We start from the raw sequence: 21,663 nt of genomic DNA, 5'->3' as shown, positions 1-21,663 counted from the left end.
GCACCACGTCACCCTCGCATGACGTCGGTCACTTGACGTTGCGGGGCGTGCCGACGACAGTCCGTTGGCTTTCGCTTCCGGATCCCGACATGCAACGACGCGACTTCCTCGCCTTCGGCGGCCTCACTCTCGCGGGCCTCGCGCTGCCCGGTACGCGCGTCATCGCCGCAGAAGCGCTGCTGGAACCCGGCGACGTAGCGAAGAAGAGGCGCCTGGCCGATGCGGTGCTGGCAGCGGCGACAGCGGCGGGCGCGACCTACTGCGACGTGCGCATCGGCCGCTACCTGCGGCAGTCGCTGATCACCCGCGAGGACAAGGTGCAGAACGTGGTGAACACCGAGTCGTCGGGCATCGGCGTGCGCGTGATCGCGCAGGGCGCGTGGGGGTTCGCCGCGACCAACGACCAGACCCCCGATGGCGTGGCGACCGCGGCGCGTCAGGCGGTCGCCATTGCCCTCGCCAACGCGCGCATCCAGGGCAAGCCGGTCCAGCTGGCGCCGCTGACGGGCGTGGGCGAGGTGGCGTGGAAGACGCCGATCGTCAAGAACGCGATGGCGGTACCGGTGAAGGAGAAGGTGGACCTGCTGCTCGGCGCCAACGCCACCGCGCTGGCAGCCGGCGCCAGCTTCGCGGCCTCGCGCATGTTCGTCATCAACGAGCAGAAGTATTTCGCCAGCACCGACGGCTCTTTCATCGACCAGGACGTGCACCGCATCTGGGTGCCCTTCACGGTGACCGTGGTGGACAAGGCGACGGGCAAGTTCAAGACGCGCGACGGCCTGTCCGCGCCGATGGGCATGGGCTACGAATACCTGGACGCGAATCCGGCCGACAAGATCGCACTGCCGGGCGGGGTGGTGGCGTACGGCGCCTCCTACGACCTGCGCGAGGACATCGTGGCGGCGGCGAAACAGGCCCGCGCCAAGCTGACTGCGCCGTCGGTGAAGCCCGGCAAGTACGACCTGGTGCTGGACCCGTCCAACCTGTTCCTGACCATCCACGAGAACGTCGGCCATCCGCTGGAACTTGACCGCGTACTCGGCTACGAAGCCAATTACGCCGGCACCAGCTTCGCCACGCTGGACAAGCGCGAGCAGCGCTTCCAGTGGGGCAGCCCGATCGTCAACTTCACCGCCGACAAGACCGAGCCACGCAGCCTCGGCGCCGTCGGTTACGACGACGAAGGCGTGAAGACGCGGCGCTGGGACCTGGTGAAGGATGGCGTGCTGGTCAACTACCAGGCCACCCGCGACGAGGTCCACATCCTCGGCGAAGACGCCTCGCACGGCTGCAGCTACGCCGATTCGTGGAGCAGCGTGCAGTTCCAGCGCATGGCCAACGTGTCGCTGGCACCGGGCAAGACACCGCTCACCGTGGCGGAGATGGTCAAGGACGTGGAGAACGGCATCTACATCCACGGCCGCGGCTCGTATTCCATCGACCAGCAGCGCTACAACGCGCAGTTCGGCGGCCAGCTGTATTTCGAGATCAGGAACGGACAGGTGACCCGCCAGCTCGAGGACGCGGCCTACCAGATCCGCACGCCGGAGTTCTGGAACGCCTGTACCGCGATCTGCGACGCGCGCGACTTCCGCCTGGGTGGCTCGTTCTTCGACGGCAAGGGCCAGCCCAGCCAGGTGTCGGCGGTCTCGCACGGCTCGGCGACGACGCGGTTCAATGGGATCAACATCATCAACACGGCGCGCAGCCTGGGATAGACCATCGACCGTCGTCCCAGCGTACGCTGGGACCCACTTTGCTCTTCGCACGCTCTCTGGCACAGGCTCAAAAGCCAATGGATCCCAGCGTGCGCTGGGATGACGGGATTGGATGTCGTGGTAGCCGCAGGCATGATGTTCGTCCGTCTATGCCGAAAGTCATTTGACGCTGTCTCCACCCCGGCGCAAGAATCCGCGACTACCCTCGCCGTGGACACGGTGCGGGCAAAACGCGTCCGTCGCAGCCCCCGCCTGCCCCCGCGCAGGCCCAACGTTGGAGAACAGCCTTGCAACGTCGTGACTTCCTGGCCCTGACCGGCCTGACCGTGGGCGGCCTGATGGTGCCGTCCTACTTCGGCAAGGCGATCGCCGCCGAGCAACTCCAGTCCACCCTCGACGTCGCGTTCAAGAAGCGCCTGGCCGACGCCGCGCTGGCCGCCGCCAAGCAGGCCGGCGCCACCTACTGCGACGTGCGCATCGGCCGCTACCTGCGCCAGTTCGTGATCACCCGCGAGGACAAGGTGCAGAACGTGGTGAATACCGAGTCCACCGGCGCCGGCATCCGCGTGATCGCCAACGGGGCCTGGGGCTTCGCCGCCACCAACACGCTGACCGCCGAGGGCGTGGCCGCCGCCGCGCGCCAGGCCGCCGCCATCGCCACCGCCAACAGCAAGACCCAGACCGCGCCGGTGCAGCTGGCCAAGGCGCCGGGCTTCGGCGAGGTGTCGTGGAAGACGCCGATCAAGAAGAACGCAATGGAAGTCCCGATCAAGGACAAGGTCGACCTGCTGCTGGGCGTCAACGCCGCCGCGATCAACGCCGGTGCCGACTTCGTCAACTCGATGATGTTCGTGGTCAACGAGCAGAAGTATTTCGCCAGCACCGACGGCTCCTTCATCGACCAGGACGTGCACCGCCTCTGGGTGCCGATGACGGTCACCGCCATCGACAAGGCCAGTGGCAAGTTCCGCACACGCGACGGCCTGTCCTCGCCGGTCGGCATGGGCTATGAGTATCTGGACGGCGACGCGTCGCAGAAGTACACCACGCCGAACGGCGTCATCAACTACGGCCTGTCGTACGACATGAAGGAGGACGCCATTGCGTCCGCCAGGCAGGCACGCGCCAAGCTGGCCGCGCCGTCGGTGAAGCCCGGCAAGTACGACCTGGTGCTGGATCCCTCGCACACCTGGCTGACCATCCACGAGTCGGTCGGCCATCCGCTTGAACTGGACCGCGTGCTCGGCTACGAAGCCAACTACGCCGGCACCAGCTTCGCCACGCTGGACAAGCGCGAGGCGCGCTTCCAGTACGGCAGCGAGCAGGTCAACCTGTTCGCCGACAAGACGCAACCCGGCAGCCTGGGCGCGGTCGGTTACGACGACGAAGGCGTGAAGACCAAGCGCTGGGACCTGGTGAGCGCCGGCAAGCTGGTCGACTACCAGACCATCCGCGACCAGGCCCACATCCTGGGCAAGACCGAGTCCGACGGCTGCTGCTACGCCGATTCGTGGAGCAGCGTGCAGTTCCAGCGCATGGCCAACGTGTCGCTGGCGGCGGGCAAGACCAAGCTGTCGGTGGCCGACATGGTCAAGGACGTCGAGAACGGCATCTACATCATCGGCGACGGTTCGTTCTCGATCGATCAGCAGCGCTACAACGCGCAGTTCGGCGGCCAGCTGTTCTACGAGATCAAGAACGGCAAGATCACCCAGCAGATCGAGGACGTGGCGTACCAGATCCGCACGCCGGAATTCTGGAACGCCTGCACCGCCGTCTGCGACGAGAGCGACTACCGCCTGGGCGGCTCGTTCTTCGACGGCAAGGGCCAGCCCGGCCAGGTGTCCGCGGTCTCGCACGGGTCGTCCACCGCGCGCTTCAACGGCATCAACGTCATCAACACCGCCCGCTCGCTCGGCTGACCGGCGCTTAAGGAGATCACCAGAACATGAGCATCCTCACCGAAGCGCAGGCCAAGGCCATCCTGGACAAGGTCCTCGCGCTGTCCAAGGCCGATGAGTGCACCGCGTCCCTCAGCGGCTCGATCGACGGCAACATCCGGTTCGCGCTGAACAACGTGTCCACCAGCGGCATCGTCAGCAACACCGACCTCGCCGTGCAGGTGGCGTTCGGCAAGCGCACCGGCGTGGCGACGATCAACGAGTTCGACGACGCCGCACTGGAACGCGTGGTCCGCCGCGCCGAAGACCTCGCCCGCCTGGCGCCGGAGAATCCCGAATTCATGCCGGCCGTCGAGAAGCAGACCTACAAGCCCTCGCCGACCTTCAGCGAATCCACCGCCGCCATCACGCCGGAATTCCGCGCGCAGGTCGCCGCCGATTCGATCGGCCCGTGCAAGGCCGAGAAGCTGATCGCCGCCGGCTTCCTGGAAGACGGCCAGAGCTTCGTCGCGTTCGCCAACAGCAAGGGCAACTTCGGCTACCAGAAGGCCACGGCGTTCAACTACACCTGCACGGTGCGCACCGAAGACGGCCGCGGTTCCGGCTGGGTCGGCCGCAACCTGAAGGATGCCAGCGCGTTCAAGGCCGACAGCGACATCCGCACCGCGATGCGCAAGGCCAGCGAGTCGGCCGAAGCCAAGGCGCTGGAACCGGGCAAGTACACGGTCATCCTGGAACCGGCCGCGGCCGCCGGCCTGATCTCCTTCATGATGAACTTCTTCGACGCGCGCCAGGCCGACGAAGGCCGCAGCTTCCTGTCCAAGAAGGGCGGCGGCAACAAGCTGGGCGAACAGGTCTACGACCCGCGCGTGAACATCAGCGCCGACCCGTGGCACCCCGGCGCCGAAGTGATGCCATGGGACAACGAAGGCCTGCCGCGCGAGAAGATGCCGATCGTCGAGAACGGCAAGGTGGTCAACCTGGAGTACTCGCGCTTCTGGGCGCAGAAGCAGGGCAAGCGCGCGACCGGTTCGCCGGGCAACCTGCTGTTCGCCGGCGGCACCAAGTCCACCGCCGAACTCGTGGCCGGCACGCAGAAGGGCATCCTGGTCACGCGCACGTGGTACATCCGCATGGTCGACCCGCAGACCGTGCTGCTGACCGGCCTGACCCGCGACGGCACCTTCTACATCGAGAACGGCCAGATCAAGCATCCGGTGAAGAACTTCCGCTTCAACGAATCGCCGGTGATCATGCTCAACAACATCGAGGAGCTGGGCAAGCCGGTGCGTGTCGCCGGTGACGAGTCCAGCTTCGTGATGATGATCCCCCCGATGAAGCTGCGCGACTTCACCTTCACGTCGTTGTCGGACGCGGTGTAAGCGCACGCGATCTGCTCCCTCCCCTGCCTGCGGGGGGTGAGGGTCGCCCGCTAGCGCGGCATGCCGCGCGGGCGAACCGAACGCCCGGCGTGCTGCGCCGGGCCGGACGGGTTGGGGTGGGGGCCTGACGAAGTCGCACGCGGTCTGCAGCTGGATCGCACCGAAGCCCGCTCTTTCTCTCCACGCCTTTCGATGAAACCCCTTTCGCCCTCGCCCCCATCCCAGCCTTCCCCCGCTTGCGGGGGAAGGGGCGGTTCACCGTGGGGATGACGCGCAGCGAGTTCCTGAGGCTGTTCGGCGCAGGCCTGGCCGGCGCGCTGCTGTCGGGCGCGGCGCGCGGTGCTTATGCGGCGGGCAATTACGACTTCCGCTTCACCCGCCTGAAGTACGACTCCGGCGACTGGGACGTGGATGCGCGCATGCCGTCCAACCTGATCACCTCGCTGATCGACTACACCAGCCTGCGCGTGGACCCGAAAGAGCAGGTGCTGGCGCTGTCCGACCCGCGCATGCTGGCCGCGCCGTTCTGCTACCTGGCCGGGCACAAGCTGGTGGACTTCAATCCGGCGGAGAAGCGCAACTTCGAGCGCTACGTGCGCAACGGCGGCTTCGTCTTCGTCGACGACTGCAACCACGACATCGACGGCCTGTTCGCCAAGTCGTTCGAAGCGCAGATGGCGGCGATCTTCGGCGCCAAGGCGATGAAGAAGCTGCCGAACACGCATGCCATCTATTCCTCGTTCTTCAAGTTCGATGGCCCGCCCGCCACCAGCTTCGAACTCAACGGCTGGGGCGACGACCTGGTCCACGATTACCTGCAGGGCATCGAGATCAACGGCCGCCTCGGCGTGCTCTACAGCAACAAGGACTACGGCTGCGAGTGGGACTACGACTGGCGCAACAAGCGCTTCCTGGCCGAAGACAACACGAAGTTCGGCGTCAACCTCGTGATCTATGCGCTGACGACATGACCGCCTGCACGCATCTTCCTCCCTCCCACGTCGTCCCAGCGAATGCTGGGACCCATGGTGATCTTCGCGCCGGGCGCCCCATGATGCGCAAGCAACGAGTGACCGCAAAGACAGAATCAAGATGGATCCCAGCGTTCGCTGGGATGACGTCGTCCGCGGATGACGTTGGCCACGGGATTGCTCCGGGGTTCTTCGCCGTCGCCCGACCTGAAATCCGCAAGGAGACCCCATGACCACATCTCTCACCGAATCCGACCTCCAGCAGCAACTCGCCAAGCTGGGCGAACTCCGCGCCGCCATCGGCCAGGCCATCGTCGGCCAGCAGGACGTGGTGGAGCAGCTGCTGATCGGCCTGCTCGCCGGTGGCCACTGCCTGCTCGAAGGCGTGCCCGGCCTCGGCAAGACGCTGCTGGTGCGCTCGCTGGGCGAAGCGCTGCACCTGCAGTTCCGCCGCGTGCAGTTCACCCCGGACCTGATGCCGAGCGACATCCTCGGCACCGAGCTGCTGGAAGAAGACCATGGCACCGGCCATCGCCATTTCCGCTTCCAGCCCGGTCCCATCTTCACCAACCTGCTGCTCGCCGACGAACTGAACCGTACGCCGCCGAAGACGCAGGCCGCGCTGCTGGAAGCGATGCAGGAGCGCACGGTCAGCTACGCCGGCACCACGCATGCGCTGCCCTCGCCGTTCTTCGTGCTGGCCACGCAGAATCCGCTCGAGCAGGCCGGCACGTACCCGTTGCCGGAAGCGCAGCTGGACCGCTTCCTGCTGCACATCCGCGTGGACTATCCGACCGAACAGGAGGAACACGACATCCTGGCGCAGACCACCGGTCGCGCGGGCGGCGCGGTGCCGCGGGTGATGGAAGGCGAGGCCGTACTGGTGCTGCAGAAGCATGTGCGCGACGTGCATGTCAGCGAGGACCTGCTGCGCTGGATCACCAGGCTGGTGCGTGCCAGCCGCCCCGGCGACGGCGTGCCGGACGAGATCCGCAAGTACGTGCGCTGGGGCGCGGGCCCGCGCGCCGGCCAGTCGCTGGTGCTGGCGGCGAAGGCGCGTGCGCTGCTGCACGGCCGTCTGGCCGCGACGCGCGAGGACATCATGGCGCTGGCCAAGCCGGTGATGCGCCATCGCCTGCTGCTGTCGTTCGCCGCCGAGGCCGAACAGGTCAGCGCCGACGACGTGATCGCCGCGCTGCTGCGCGGCGTGCCGCTCGCCGCCTGATCGACGCACCGTGGCGCACGACCTGATCCCCGCCGACGTCCGCAGCCGGTTGAAGGACCTGCGGCTGACCGCGCGCCGTGCCATCGGCGCGCAGGGGATCGGCGTGCACCACAGCCGCAGCCGTGGTGCCGGGCTGGAGTTCGCGCAGTACCGCGCCTATGAGCCGGGCGACGAACTGCGCCAGATCGACTGGAAGCTGTACGCGCGCTCGGATCGCTTCTTCGTGCGTGAAGCCGAGCGCGAGAGTCCGCTGACGGTGTGGATCGTGCTGGACGCCACCGCGTCGATGACGCAGTGCGACGGCGAACGCGGCACGCGTTTCGATGCCGCACGCCGGCTGACCGCCTGCATTGCCGAACTGGCCCTGCGCCAGGGTGACCGCTTCGGTCTGCTGGTGCTGCACGGCGACGGCGTTCGCCTCGTCTCGCCAGGCAACGGCGCGCGCCAGCGCGACCAGTTGCTGCTGGCGCTGCATGGGCTCGCGGCGGGCGGTACGTTTCCGGCGGTCGAGAAACTTGCTCCTGTGTGGGAGCGCATCGGCGCCGGCGATCTGGTGATGACGCTGAGCGACGGGTTCGATGACGCGATGGTCGCGCTGATCGAGCGACTGGCCGCCGCGCGCCGCGAGGTGCTGGCGATCCAGCTGCTGACCGCGGAGGAACGCGACTTCCCGTTCACCGGCGGCCACCGCTTCCGCGATCCGGAAACCGGCGAGGAACTGCTGGGCGATGCCGCCGCGCTGCGCAATGACTATCTGCAGCGCTTCGCCGAGGCACAGCGCCTGCTGGATGCGCGACTCGACGCCAGCGGCATCCGCCATGCGCGCTACTACACCGACCAGCCGCTGGACCTGCCGTTGCGGCGGTTGTTCGGCGCGCGCGACGCGGCGGAGTACGCATGAGCCTGGCCCTGCTGCTGCCTGCCGGACTCGCCGCGCTCGCGGCATTGCTGCTGCCGTTGCTGCTGCACCTGGCACGCCGGCACGAACAGACGCCGACCGACTTCGCTGCGCTGCGCTGGCTGCGGCAGAAGCCGAAGCCGCGCCACCGCATCCGCTTCGACGAATGGCCGTTGTTGCTGCTGCGTCTGCTGCTGCTCGCGCTGTTGGCGCTGTGGCTCGCGAAACCGGTGCTGTCGGGCATGGACGACACGGGTCCCCGCGTTGTCGTCGTGCCGGGCGTGGATGCAGCCGCCGTGCGCGGACAAGCCGGGAATTCGAAAGCACGCCTGCACTGGCTGGCATCCGGGTTTCCATCGCTGGATGAAACCGCGCCTGAGGGAACACCCGCGATCGGCAGCCTGTTGCGCCAGCTGGATGCCGAACTGCCGGCTGGCGCGCCGCTGACCGTCGTCGTACCGGCGACGCTGCAGGGCGCCGACGCGGAGCGGCCGGTGCTGTCGCGCACGGTGACGTGGACGGTGGTCGATGGCGCGATGCCTTCCGCGCCCGCACCGTCTTTGCAGCCCCCATCGCTGACCGTGCGTCATGCGGCAGGCAACGACACCGGGCTGCGCTACCTGCGTGCCGCCACACATGCGTGGCAATCGAATGCCGCCACGCCATCGTCGCTGCAGGTCGGCGCGCAGGATGAAGCACTACCGGCGATCACGCGTCCGCTGGTGTGGCTGGTCCCGGGACCGCTGCCCGCGCCGGTCGTGCAGTGGATCGCGTCCGGCGGCACGGCACTGCTGGCGAACGACAGTACGCTCGACGGTTTCGCCGCCGACGCGACACCGTGGCGTGATGCCGACGGTGTGGCAATGGTCGAATCGGCGATGCTCGGCAAGGGCCGCGTACTGCGCTTCACCCGGCCACTGCGGCCGGACGCGATGCCGGCGCTGGTCGAAGCCGACTTCCCGCAGCAGCTGCGTGCCTTGTTCGATGCGCCATCGGTGGCGCCAGGCCGCGTGATGGCGACCGATTACGCACCGATCACCGGCGGCGCGACGTATCCGGTCGCACCGCGCGATCTGCAACCGTGGCTGGCGCTGTTGATCGCGCTGCTGGTGCTGGTAGAGCGGTGGATGGCCACGCGCCGCACGCGGAGCGTGGCGCCATGACGTTGCCGGCGACTGACCGTCTCTTGCAGGTCCGCCGGCATGCGCTGCTCGGCCAGCTGCTGCTGGGTGCGGCGATCCCGGTCGCGGTCGGCGCCGTCCTGTGGCGCATGACGTCGCCTGGCGCCGCGGTTGCGGTGGCACTCGTCGGCATCGCCCTGCTCGCGCTCCTCGCCTGGCAACGAACGCGCACGTTCGACACGCCATGGCTGGTGCGGCAACTGGATGCCCGCCGCACGGATCTCGACGACAGCGCCGACCTGCTGCTGACGCCACCCGCCTCGCTGTCGCCGTTGCAGCAGCTGCAGCAGGCGCGCGTGCGCGAACGTCTGCGCACTAGGCCCGCACCGGACCTGCGCACGCCGTGGCCATGGGCGCGTATCGCCGCGCTGTGGATCGCCGCTGTCATCGTGATCGCGGCGGCGATGCTGTGGCCTTCAGGAACGCATGACACCGTCACGCTCGCACCCTCGGACGAGCCGGTGCCCGCCGTCCCCGGCATTCCGCATCTCATCGCACAGCGCCTGCACGTCGCGCCGCCCACCTACACCGGTCTAGCGGCGCACGCCGAAGCCACACTGGATGCCAAGGCGCCGGTCGGCTCGCGGCTGACCTGGACGCTGCGCTTCGAGCCGCAACCGGCGGCGGCAGCACTGGTCTTCCACGATGGCCAGCGCATTGCGCTGAAGCGCGCCGGCGATACCTGGACCGCGACGCACGTGCTGGCGAAATCCACGCTGTACCGCGTGGTCGCTGCGGGCACCGAAGGCCAGCCGCCGACGAAGCTGCGCCGGCTGGATGCGATCCCCGACCGCGCGCCGGAAGTGAAGGTGCTGGCACCTGACCGTGGACTGAGCCTGGTGACGGTCGGACAGGCGCGATGGCCGCTGTCGTTCGAAGCGCGCGACGACTACGGCATCGCGCCGACCGCGACGCTGAAGCTGACGCTGGCGCAGGGCAGCGGCGAGAACATCGCGTTCAAGGAACAGGTGATGACGCTGCGCGGCAGCGGCCCGGCGACGGCACGCCGCTTCAGCGCCGCGCTCGACCTGAAAGCGCTCGGCATGGCGGTAGGCGACGACCTCATCGCGCAGCTAACCGTGCAGGACACGCGCTCGCCATCGCCGCAACGCGCGCAGAGTCCCGGCCTGATCCTGCGCTGGCCAGCGGACCTGGGCCAGGAAAGCACCGGGTTGGAGGGCCTGGTGAAGAAGGTGATGCCTGCGTACTTCCGCAGCCAGCGCCAGATCATCATCGACGCCGAAGCGTTGCAGAAGCAGAAGCGCAGTCTGGCAGCGGACACATTTGTCACGCGTTCCGACGCCATCGGCGTGGACCAGCGCATCCTGCGCCTGCGCTACGGCCAGTTCCTCGGCGAGGAAGCCGAAGGCGAGCCGCAACCGCCGCCGACCAACGACGCGGACGACGGCCACGCGGACGACGACGGCCACGACCACGCTGGCGAAGTGGTGCAGGCGGACGACGGGCATGGCCATGGCGACGCCACCAGCGCGACCGGCGCCGGCTTCGGGCGCGAAGCCGACGTGCTGGAAGCCTACGGCCACACGCACGACCACGCCGAGGCCGCGACGCTGCTCGACCCCGAAACACGCGCCACGCTGAAGAAGGCGCTGGACCAGATGTGGCAGTCGGAACTGCACCTGCGCCAGGGCCATCCGGACCAGGCGCTGCCGTTCGCGTACAAGGCGCTGGAGTACATCAAGCAGGTGCAGCAGGCCACGCGCATCTACCTCGCCCGCGTGGGGCCGGAGCTGCCGCCGATCGACGAGACGCGCCGGCTCGGTGGCGACCGTAAAGGCATCGCACCGCGTGCGCTCGGTCCGCTCGCGCGCCCGCAGGAAGACGACGCGCCGGCACCGGCGCGCGCCTGGACCGCGCTGGCGAACGATGAAGTGCCGGCCGACGTGGCGGATCTCGACGCGTTGCAGGCCTGGCTGCGCAGCAACGAAACGCGCGTGCCGGATGCGCTGGACCTGTTCGCCGCCATAGATGAAGTGCGCGGCGATCCGGCGTGCGCACCGTGCGGTCAGCGGCTGCGTGCGCTGCTGTGGTCAGCATCCGCGCAACCGCCGGCGCAGGTCCCGCGGCGCGGCGCGGCGGACGAGGCCGGTCGCCGCTACCTTGATGCCCTGCGGCAGGAGCCGGTGCGATGAACCTCGCCGCCTCGCTGCCGCTGGTATTGGCCGTACTGCTGGCGCTCGCCGTGGCGATGGCGTGGCTGCGCCTGGCGCTGTGGCGTCGCCGTGCGCCGCCAGACCCTCGCGGGTCATCGGCGCGGTTCGCGCTGCTGTGCCTGCTGCAATCGGTGGTCGCGTTGCTGCTCTACTTCACCCTGCTGCCACCGCGGCAGATCGCCACCACCGGCACGCTGGTGGTGATGACCGCGCAAGCGGACCGGGTCGTGCTGCCTGCGGTGCTGCAGGGCCAGCCGCGCGTCGCGTTGCCGGAAGCGCCCGCCGGCGTCGATGCCGAACGCGTGCCCGACCTCGGCACCGCGTTGCGCCGGCATCCCGAGGCAGGCGCGCTGCACGTCGTCGGTGACGGCCTGGAAGCGCGCGACCGCGATGCCCTCGGCGATCGCGGACTCGCGTTCTCCGCCACGCCGCTGCCCCGCGGCATCGTGCAGCTGGCGACGGTGGCTCCCGTGGCGACGGGCGCGACCTTCACCGTCGGCGGTCGTGTGCACGACATGCCGAATGCCACGGTGGCGCTGCGCGATCCTGCCGGCCAGCGCATCGGCGCGACCGTGCCGGATGCGCAGGGCGGTTTCCGTCTCGACGGGGTGAGCCGCCTGCCCGGTCCGGCGTCGTTCCGCGTCGAGGTGCTGGATGCGAAGCGGACCGTCGTCGACAGCGCGACCGTGCCGGTGTGGACGCAGCCGGCTTCTGCGCCGCGCGTATGGGCGCTGGCCGGTGCGCCGAATGCGGAATGGAAGTACCTGCGCCGGTGGGCGACCGATGCCGGTGTACCGCTGCACCTGCAGATCAGTGTTGGCGGCGGTCTGCAGCTGGGCGATGCACCGCTGCCGATGACGGCCGACACGCTGCGCCGCTTCGATCTGGTGCTGCTGGACGCGCGCAGCGCCGCCACCCTCGGCGAGGGACAGCGCGCGGCGCTCATCGCCGCGGTCCGCGACGGCCTGGGCGTGCTGGTGCGCACCGATGGCGCGCTCGCGCCGGGCGTGCAACGCATGCTTGGCCTGGCACTGGCCGGCAGCGGCGAAACGGAGTTCCAGCTGCCGCGCCCCGCGCCCGACGACGATGCCTGGCGCGCACGCCGCGGCGCCGGCACCGTTGACGCGCCAGTCGATGCGGATGCGGTCCCGGCCGGGCTGCCGACACTGACACGTCAGGCACTGCGCACCGCATCGCCGGATGCGGTCCCACTGCTGCGCGCGACCGACGGCACGGCCATCGCATGGTGGCGAGCGGAAGGACGCGGGCGCATCGGCGCGTGGACGCCGACCGATACCTACACTCTCGCATTGGCCGGCCACGCCGACACGCACGCTACGCTGTGGTCGCAGGCGCTGGGCGCGCTCGCACGTCCGACCACGGAGGTGGCCCTGGCCACGCCAGACGACGCGCGCATCTCGCAACGCGTGGCGCCGTGCGGCCTCGCCGACGATGCCCAGGTCGCGGCGCCGGATGGCACCGTCACCCGCCTGCAGCGCGATCCCGCCACCAGCTCCGCCCGCTGCGGCGGCTTCTGGCCGCGCATGGCCGGCTGGCACCGGCTGGCAACGGACGAGGCCACGGTGCCGTTCTTCGTCCGCGAGCGGGACGATGCGCTTCACTTGCACGCGACCGCAGTGCGCGAACAGACCCAGCGGCTGGCATCGCGATCCCTGCCCGCCGCCGCGTCGACCACGGCAGGCTCCCGCGGACCCGCGTGGCCCTGGTTCCTCGGTTGGCTGTTCGCTGCCGGCCTGCTGTGGTGGCTGGAACGGCGGCGTCCCGCGGCGGGTTGAGGTTGAGAAGGTCTGAACGCCCTTCCCGTTGAAGTGATTCCGCCCGGTCGATCGAACCCTTCGGATCCTGCTTAACGACTCTCGAATGTCCGATACGTAATCTCTGCTTCAGACCCATCTTCCGGAGTGCCGCATGATCCGAGCCGCGATTCCCGCCCTGTTGCTGACCCTCTCGCTTGCCGCCTGTTCCGCGCCCGATGCCGACGAACAGACCGCCGCCGCCGAGCAATCGCAGGCCGCCGCCACCGAAGCCGCCGAGCCGGCACCCGCGGAACCGGCACCGACCGAACTCGCCGGCACCTGCGACGACACCCAGGTGCAGTGGATCATCGGCAAGACGGCGAGCGCGGCGGACATCGAGCAGGCCAAGACCGACAGCAAGTCCGACGCCGTGCGCGCGCTGAAGCCCGGCGATGCCGCGACGATGGACTTCAATCCGAATCGCCTGAACATCATCCTCGACGAGAAGGGCGCAGCGACTTCGGTCAACTGCGGCTGACCGCCACGCGACCGGGTTCGACCACGAGCCGCCTGCGCCTGCACAGGCGGCTTTTTCATGCGCGGCGATCGCGCGCCGACGCCCCGGGGAAAGTTGCCGTTGCAACCAACAAAGTGGCGCGCAATAGGTGTTGTTGCGGCAGCGCAACAACTGTGATTTAGTCGGGGCTCCGGTGACATTTCGAAGTGCCGCTGCGTGGGCAGGGCACGGTGTCGCCGTCACTCCGGTGTGAGGCAACACATGGCCCCTCGCAATCGCCAAGGCGGCTTTGACCACGGTCTGTACGACCCCAACGATGAGCGCGATGCCTGCGGCTTCGGCATGATCGCGCAACTCGACGACCAGCCCTCGCGCGCGCTGGTCGATACCGCCATTGCCGCGCTGTCGCGCATGACCCACCGCGGCGGCGTCGCCGCCGATGGACTCACCGGCGACGGCTGCGGCCTGCTGATCCGCAAACCGGATGTCTTCCTGCGCGCGCTCGCGACCGAAGCGAACATCGCGCCCGGCGCGCGCTTCGCTTCGGGCCTGGTATTCCTGCCGCACGACGAGGCGCAGGCCGCGCAGTGCCGCGCCACGCTGGAAGCCGAACTGTTCCGTACCGGCGTGACCGTCAGAGGCTGGCGCATTCCGCCGACCAACGACGGCGTGTGCGGCCAGCTGGCGAAGGACACGCTGCCGCGCATCGAGCAGGTGTTCGTCGACGCCGGCGACGAGCAGAAGGACGAAACCTTCGCGCTGGCGCTGTTCCTGGCCCGCCGCCGCGCCGAACAGCAGTTGCGCGCGCACGTGCCCGATTTCTACGTGGTCACGCTGTCGCCGCACGCGATCGGCTACAAGGGCATGGTGCTGCCGGACAAGCTGGCGGCGTTCTACACCGACCTGCAGCGCCCGGAACTGGCCAGCAGCGCGGTGGTGTTCCACCAGCGCTTCTCCACCAACACACTGCCGCGCTGGCCGCTGGCGCATCCGTTCCGCCTGCTGGCGCACAACGGCGAGATCAACACCATCGAGGGCAACCGCCGCTGGGCGCAGGCGCGCAGCAAGGTGTGGAAGACGCCGCGCTTCGACATCGGCGAATTCGATCCGGTCATCTCGATGCACGGCTCCGATTCGCAGAGCCTGGACAACATGCTGGAACTGCTGGTCGCCGGCGGCATGGAGTTGATCCAGGCGCTGCGCATCCTGGTGCCGCCGGCCACGCAGTCGCTGGAATTCAAGGACGCCGACCTCGCCGCGTTCTACGAGTTCTACGGCCTCAACACCGAGCCGTGGGATGGCCCCGCCGGCATCGTCTCGATGGATGCGCGCTACGCCGCGTGCACGCTGGACCGCAACGGCCTGCGCCCCGCGCGCTGGATGCTGACCAGCGACCGCCACTTCATCGTCGCCAGCGAAGCCGGCGTGTGGGAAGTGCCGGCCGAACGCGTCACCCGCAAGGGCAAGCTGGGTCCGGGCGAGATGATGGCCATCGACCTGCGCCGCGGCGACCTGCTCGACAGCGAAGCGGTGGACCGCATCAACCGCGGCCGTGCGCCATACAAGCAATGGCTGCAGCAGGGCGTCACCTACCTGCAGACCGAACTGATCGATCCGTCGCTGGTCGAGGAGCCGTTCGACGAAAAGACGCTGCGCGGGTACCACAAGCTGTTCCAGCTGACGACCGAGGAAGTCGAGCAGGTGCTGCGTCCGCTCGCCGAAACGGAACAGGAAGCCACCGGCTCGATGGGCGACGACACGCCGATGGCGGTACTGAGCCGGCAGACGCGTCCGCTGTACGATTACTTCCGCCAGGCATTCGCGCAGGTCACCAACCCGCCGATCGATCCGCTGCGCGAAGACTGCGTGATGTCGCTGACCACGCAACTGGGCCGGGAGACCAACATCTTCCACGCCGGCGCGGAGACGGTGAACCACGTCATCCTCAATTCGCCGGTGCTGAGCCAGCGCAAGCTGCGGCAGTTGCTGAAGATGCCGCAGTACGTCGAGAAGAACCGCCTGATCGACCTGTCCTATTCGCCCGAGGAAGGCCTCAAGGCCGGCCTGGAGCGGATCTGTCGCGAAGCCGAGCAGGCCGCGCGCGGTGGCGAGGTCATGCTGTTGCTGTCCGACCGTTACCCGCAGCCGGGCCGGCCGATGGCGCATGCGCTGCTGGCCACCGGCGCGGTGCACCACCACCTGTGCCGCGTCGGCCTGCGCTGCGACGCCAACCTGATCGTCGAAACCGGCACCGCACGCGATCCGCACCACATGGCGTGCCTGATCGGCGTCGGCGCCACCGCCGTCTATCCCTACCTCGCCTACCAGACCCTGTTCGACCTGGGACGTCGCGGCATCCTGCAGATCAAGAAGGGCGGCGAGCAGGCGCAGATCGGCCGCAGCTACCGCAAGGGCGTCTACAAGGGCCTGTCGAAGATCATCTCGAAGATGGGCATCTGCACGATCAGCAGCTACCGCGGCGCGCAGCTGTTCGAGATCGTCGGCCTCGATCCGGACGTGGTGGACCTGTGCTTCGCCGAAACGCCGTCGCGCATCGGCGGCGTGGGTTTCGAACGGCTGGACCTGGAAGCGCGCCAGCTGGATGCGCGCGCCTGGAACGACCGCGAATCGCCCGAGGTGGGCGGCCTGCTGAAGTACGTGCATGGCGGCGAGTACCACATGTACAACCCGGACGTGGTGATGACGCTGCAGCGCGCGACGCGCACCGGCGACGCCCGCGACTGGCAGGCCTACGCGGATGTGGTGAATTCGCGTCCGCCGTCCGCGCTGCGCGACCTGCTGCAGCTGAAGAAAGCCGACGTGCCGACGCCCCTCGACCAGGTGGCCGATGCGGCCGACCTGCTGCGCCGGTTCGACACCGCCGCGATCAGCCTGGGCGCACTGTCGCCCGAGGCGCACGAAGCGCTGGCCATCGCGATGAACCGCCTCGGCGGCCGCAGCAACTCCGGCGAAGGCGGTGAAGACCCCGCGCGCTACGGCACCGAGAAGCGCAGCAAGATCAAGCAGGTCGCGTCCGGCCGCTTCGGCGTGACGCCGGAATACCTGGTCAACGCGGAAGTGCTGCAGATCAAGGTCGCCCAAGGCGCCAAGCCCGGCGAAGGCGGCCAGCTGCCCGGCCACAAGGTCAACGAACTGATCGCGCGGCTACGCTACGCCAAGCCCGGCATCGGCCTGATCTCGCCGCCGCCGCACCACGACATCTATTCGATCGAAGACCTGGCGCAGCTGATCTACGACCTCAAGCAGGTCAACCCGACCGCGCTGGTCTCGGTGAAGCTGGTCAGCCATGCGGGCGTCGGCACCATCGCCGCCGGCGTGGTGAAGGCCGGCGCCGACCTGATCACCATCTCCGGCCACGACGGTGGCACCGGCGCCAGCCCGGTCAGCTCCATCCGCTATGCCGGCGTGCCGTGGGAACTCGGCATCGCCGAGGCGCACCACGCACTGGTGGTCAACCAGCTGCGCGACCGCACCGTGCTGCAGACCGATGGTGGCCTGAAGACCGGCCTGGACGTGGTGAAGGCGGCGCTGCTGGGCGCGGACAGCTTCGGCTTCGGCACCGGTCCGATGATCGTGCTGGGCTGCAAGTACCTGCGCATCTGCCACCTCAACAACTGCGCCACCGGCGTGGCCACGCAGGACGAGCGCCTGCGCACGCAGTATTTCACCGGCCTGCCCGAGCGCGTGGAGAACTTCTTCCGCCTGCTCAGCGAGGAAGTGCGGCAGTGGCTGTCGTATCTCGGCGCAAAGTCGCTGGACGAGATCGTCGGCCGCACCGACCTGCTGCAGCAGATCGACGCCTCACCGCGCGAGGGCGTCCGCGTCGACCTGTCGCGCCTGCTGAAGGGCGCACAGTTCGACAGCAGCACGTGCGCGGCGCAGCGGCTGTACGAATCGCCCGACAGCCTGGCCACGCAGCTCGACGGCCTGCTCGCCGAACCGATCCGCAAGAAGAGCGGCGGCGACCACCGCTTCCTGATCCACAACACGGACCGCAGCATCGGCACGCGCCTGTCCGGCGCCATCGCGCGCGCGCACGGCAACCAGGGCATGGCCGATGCGCCGTTCAACCTGCGCTTCCGCGGCACCGCGGGGCAGAGCTTCGGCGCGTTCAACGCCGGCGGCCTGCAGATGGAACTGGAAGGCGAAGCCAACGACTACGTCGGCAAGGGCATGGCCGGCGGCCGGCTGGTGGTGCGTCCGCCGCGCGGCGCGCGCTTCGAGGCACGCAACACGCCGATCATCGGCAACACCTGCCTGTACGGCGCGACAGGTGGCGAACTGTTCGCCGCCGGCCGCGCGGGCGAGCGCTTCGGCGTGCGCAACTCCGGCGCGCTGGCAGTGATCGAGGGCGCCGGCGACCACTGCTGCGAATACATGACAGACGGCATCGTGCTGGTGCTGGGCAAGGTGGGCCTGAACTTCGGCGCCGGCTTCACCGGAGGCCTGGCCTACGTGCTGGACCTGGACCGCGACTTCGTCGACCGCTACAACCACGAGCTGATCGACATCCACCGCATCAGCCCGGAAGGCTTCGAGAGCCACCGCCAGCACCTGCACACGCTGGTCAGCCGCCATCGCGAACTGACCGGCAGCATCTGGGCGCAGCAGGTCCTCGACGAGTTCCGCGACTACGTGGGCAAGTTCTGGCTGGTGAAGCCGAAGGCCGCGAGCATCGATTCGCTCAACGAGACCTTGAGGCGCGCCGCATGAGTGCGCTCCGTCATCCGGGACCTGCTCCTTCCCCCGCCCGCGGGAGAAGGCTGGGATGGGGGCAGACCGACGTCGGTGCGCTTGGCTGCCGACAGCCGGCACGAAACGACCACTCGAAACGTGTGTTGCTTCACCACGATCCCGGCTCCGGTTGTCCCCCCACCCCACCCCTCCCCCGTGAACGGGGAAGGGGGCAGACGCTGTCTCACGGCGAACATCGATTCGTTGAACGAGACCTCGAGGTGCGCGGCATGAGCGTGCTCCGTCGTCCGGAAACCGCTCCTTCCCCCGCCCGCGGGGGAAGGCTGGGATGGGGGCAGATCGACGTCGGTGCGCTTGCCTGCCGACAGCCGGCACGAAACGACCACTCGAAACATGTGTTGCTTCACCACGATCCCGACTCCGGTTTTCCCGCCACCCCAACCCTCCCCCGTGAACAGGGGAGGGGGCAGACGCTGTCTCACGGCGAACATCGATTCGTTGAACGAGACCTTGAGGCGGGCGGCATGAGTGCGCTCCACCATCAGGAAACGGCCCCTTCCCCCGCCCGCGGGGGAAGGTTGGGATGGGGGCAAGCCGACGCCCGTACGTGCGAGCGCTCCGTCTCGGCTCGAAGCCGACACTCGAAACACGTGCTGTCCCAACTCGATCCCGGCTCCGGTTGTCCCCCCACCCCAACCCTCCCCCGTAAACGGGGGAGGGAGCAGAGGCTGTCCCCATGAGCAAGAAGCAGGTATTCCAGTTCCTCGACCTGCCGCGGACGATGCCGCAGCGCATTCCGCTGGAACTGCGCACGGGCGGCGACTGGGGCGAGCTGTACGGCAGGTTCGGCAAGGACGAGGCGCAGTACCAGGCCGGTCGCTGCCTGGATTGCGGCAACCCCTACTGCAGCTGGAAGTGCCCGGTACACAACGCCATCCCGCAGTGGCTGCAGCTGGTGCAGGAGAACCGCATCGAGGAAGCTGCGGCGCTGTGCCATTCCACCAACCCGTTGCCGGAAGTCTGCGGCCGCGTCTGCCCGCAGGATCGCCTGTGCGAAGGCAGCTGCACGCTGGAGGAATTCGGCGCGGTCACCATCGGCGCGGTGGAGAAGTACATCGTCGACACCGCGCTGGCCAATGGTTGGCGACCGGACCTGAGCGATGTGCAGCCGACCGGCAAGCGCGTCGCGGTGATCGGCGCCGGACCGGCAGGTCTCGGTTGCGCGGATCGCCTGGCGCGCGCCGGCATCCAGGCCGTCGTCTACGATCGCTACGAACAGATGGGCGGCCTGCTGCAGTTCGGCATTCCCAGCTTCAAGCTCGACAAGAGCGTCATCGCCACGCGTCGCGAGGTGCTGGAAGGCATGGGCGTGGAATTCCGCCTGGGTGTGGAAGTCGGCCGCGACATCACCCTTGCGCAGTTGCTGGAGGAGTACGACGCGGTCTTCCTCGGCACCGGCGCCTACCGCTACACCGACGGCGGCCTGCCGGGCCAGGATCTCGACGGTGTGCTGCCGGCCTTGCCCTTCCTGGTGCAGAACGGCCGCATCGTCAGCGGCAGCGATCCCTGGGGTCGCGCGATCGCCGGCTGGGAGGACAAGCTGGCGTTGCCCGACCTGGAGGGCAAGCGCGTGGTCGTGCTGGGCGGTGGCGACACCGGCATGGACTGCGTGCGCAGCGCGATCCGCCTGGGCGCCGCCAAGGTCACCTGCGCCTACCGCCGCGACGAAGCCAACATGCCCGGCTCCGCACGCGAAGTCGCGAATGCGCGCGAAGAAGGCGTGCGTTTCCTCTTCAACCGCCAGCCGCTCGCCGTCGTGGCGGGCGACGACGGCCGCGTCGCCGGCGTGCAGGTGGTGGAAACGACGCTCGGTGAACCCGACGAACGCGGCCGCCAGAACGCGGTGCCGATCGACGGCAGCGAGTCGGTGCTGGAGGCGGACGTGGTGATCATCGCGTTCGGCTTCTCGCCGACCGTGCCGGCGTGGCTGGCCGAGGTCGGCGTCGAAGGCACGCCGAACGGCCGCATCGTCGCCGGCGGTGGCGATCGCCTGCCGTTCCAGACCACGCATCCGAAGCTGTTCGCCGGCGGCGACGCCGTGCGTGGCGCTGACCTCGTGGTCACTGCGGTGGCGGAAGGGCGCGACGCGGCGGGTAGCATCGCGACGCTGGTGCTCGCGCAGGGTGGACTCCAGCCCACCTGATCGCGGCATGGCGGAAAGCCCCATCACGCTTCGTGGCAACGGCGGCGGGCCAAGGCCCGCCCTACGCTAGACTCGCGACTCACGTCCCACACGATTCGAACATGCGCCTGGGCCTGGCCGCCAACCGCCTGCACCACCACACCGAGGACGCCGCGCTGTTCCGCTGGCTGCACGCCTGCGAACCCGGTATCCGCGAACTACAGCTCGGCCTGCATGCCGTCGGCCGTACCCACGATGCCATCGCCGCGGCCGGCATGCTGCGCGGCTACGAGGCGCTGAAGCGCTATCCCTACGGTCGCGATGGCGGACTGATGAAGCTGGTGGCGGAAGTCGTCGGGCTGGAAGGCGCGGAACGCCACCTCGATGGTGCGATCTACTTCATCGACCCGGTCGATCCGTCGTCGATCTTCCCCGAAGCGATCGCGCTGAAACGCCAGTGCGTCATCCACGGCAAGCCGTTCCTGTCGACCGTGGCGTCGGCGCGCGACTGGATCGAGATGGAGCGCATCCATGCCGGCCTCGCCCCGGACCGCGGCGCGGACCGCTTCCATGCGCTGGAATCGCAGACGCTGGCACTGATTGCGCACGATGCGATGAAGCCGCAGATGCTGGCCTTCGCCGACGACCACTTCGACGTGCTGTCGCGCTTCGCCCATCGCATGGCCACCGGCACGACCGGCCAGCGCCTCAACGAACTGGCATGGAGCCGCGGCTGGCCGCAAGACCAGCCGTGGGTGGAGCGCTTCCAGAGCGGACCGCTCGGCGGCGACGCACAGATCGCCGACCGCGTGCTGGAGCGCCGCTGCCAGCGCGTGATCTTCTTCGAGGATCCGCACGTCGCGCGCCAGCACGAAGCCGACATCCAGCTGTTGGAACGCGCAGTGACCACCGTCACCGACGAGGCAGTGTGCACGACGTCGCTGGCGGTCGCCCGACGCTGGTGCGAATCAGTCGGCAAGCGTCTGGCATTTGTAGGAGCGACGTAAGTCGCGACCGCACGGCTGGACTTCCTGTGGACCA

At 68.7% G+C, this 21,663-nt stretch carries 13 protein-coding genes; all 13 read left to right on the top strand.

Going from position 1 to position 21,663, the window contains the following annotated elements:
* Positions 1 to 89: 89 nt before the first annotated feature.
* The 13 genes from V7060_RS12920 (at position 90) to V7060_RS12860 (ending at position 21,629) form a co-directional block, all read left to right on the top strand.
* A complete protein-coding gene (locus tag V7060_RS12920) occupies positions 90 to 1,718 on the top strand; it encodes a TldD/PmbA family protein (RefSeq protein ID WP_334179659.1) in 1,629 nt (542 codons plus the stop codon).
* A 287-nt stretch (positions 1,719 to 2,005) separates the two neighbouring features.
* Complete coding sequence (locus tag V7060_RS12915) at positions 2,006 to 3,640, top strand: TldD/PmbA family protein (protein ID WP_334179658.1); 1,635 nt, start codon at positions 2,006 to 2,008, stop codon at positions 3,638 to 3,640.
* Between the two features lie 26 nt (positions 3,641 to 3,666).
* On the top strand, positions 3,667 to 5,001 hold the full coding sequence (locus V7060_RS12910; RefSeq protein WP_334179657.1) for a TldD/PmbA family protein: 1,335 nt from the start codon (positions 3,667 to 3,669) through the stop codon (positions 4,999 to 5,001).
* Positions 5,002 to 5,267: 266 nt separating this feature from the next.
* Entirely contained in the window at positions 5,268 to 5,972 is a 705-nt protein-coding gene (locus V7060_RS12905; protein WP_334179744.1) for a DUF4159 domain-containing protein, read from the top strand.
* A gap of 229 nt (positions 5,973 to 6,201) precedes the next feature.
* Entirely contained in the window at positions 6,202 to 7,197 is a 996-nt protein-coding gene (locus tag V7060_RS12900) for a MoxR family ATPase (protein WP_334179656.1), read from the top strand.
* Between the two features lie 10 nt (positions 7,198 to 7,207).
* On the top strand, positions 7,208 to 8,098 hold the full coding sequence (locus V7060_RS12895; protein WP_334179655.1) for a DUF58 domain-containing protein: 891 nt from the start codon (positions 7,208 to 7,210) through the stop codon (positions 8,096 to 8,098).
* Entirely contained in the window at positions 8,095 to 9,258 is a 1,164-nt protein-coding gene (locus tag V7060_RS12890; RefSeq protein WP_334179654.1) for a BatA domain-containing protein, read from the top strand. The genes V7060_RS12895 and V7060_RS12890 overlap by 4 nt, the downstream gene beginning before the upstream one ends.
* Complete coding sequence (locus V7060_RS12885) at positions 9,255 to 11,429, top strand: hypothetical protein (protein WP_334179653.1); 2,175 nt, start codon at positions 9,255 to 9,257, stop codon at positions 11,427 to 11,429. The genes V7060_RS12890 and V7060_RS12885 overlap by 4 nt, the downstream gene beginning before the upstream one ends.
* Positions 11,426 to 13,246, top strand: coding sequence for a carboxypeptidase-like regulatory domain-containing protein (locus V7060_RS12880; RefSeq protein WP_334179652.1), 1,821 nt, complete (start codon positions 11,426 to 11,428; stop codon positions 13,244 to 13,246). The genes V7060_RS12885 and V7060_RS12880 overlap by 4 nt, the downstream gene beginning before the upstream one ends.
* 133 nt (positions 13,247 to 13,379) lie before the next feature.
* Positions 13,380 to 13,745 (top strand): I78 family peptidase inhibitor, encoded by a 366-nt coding sequence (locus V7060_RS12875; RefSeq protein ID WP_334179651.1) that lies wholly within the window; start codon positions 13,380 to 13,382, stop codon positions 13,743 to 13,745.
* Between the two features lie 240 nt (positions 13,746 to 13,985).
* Positions 13,986 to 18,458, top strand: a complete 4,473-nt coding sequence (gene gltB / locus V7060_RS12870) for a glutamate synthase large subunit (RefSeq protein WP_334179650.1) — start codon at positions 13,986 to 13,988, stop codon at positions 18,456 to 18,458.
* A 718-nt stretch (positions 18,459 to 19,176) separates the two neighbouring features.
* Complete coding sequence (locus V7060_RS12865; RefSeq protein ID WP_334179649.1) at positions 19,177 to 20,643, top strand: FAD-dependent oxidoreductase; 1,467 nt, start codon at positions 19,177 to 19,179, stop codon at positions 20,641 to 20,643.
* 101 nt (positions 20,644 to 20,744) lie between these two features.
* Entirely contained in the window at positions 20,745 to 21,629 is an 885-nt protein-coding gene (locus V7060_RS12860) for a methylglyoxal synthase (protein WP_334179648.1), read from the top strand.
* The last annotated feature ends 34 nt before the right edge of the window (positions 21,630 to 21,663 follow it).

It is taken from the genome of Pseudoxanthomonas sp., assembly GCF_036845285.1.
GTDB lineage: Bacteria > Pseudomonadota > Gammaproteobacteria > Xanthomonadales > Xanthomonadaceae > Pseudoxanthomonas_A.
Note: the sequence above shows the minus strand (reverse complement) of the source record. Positions and strands in the feature narration are given on the sequence as shown.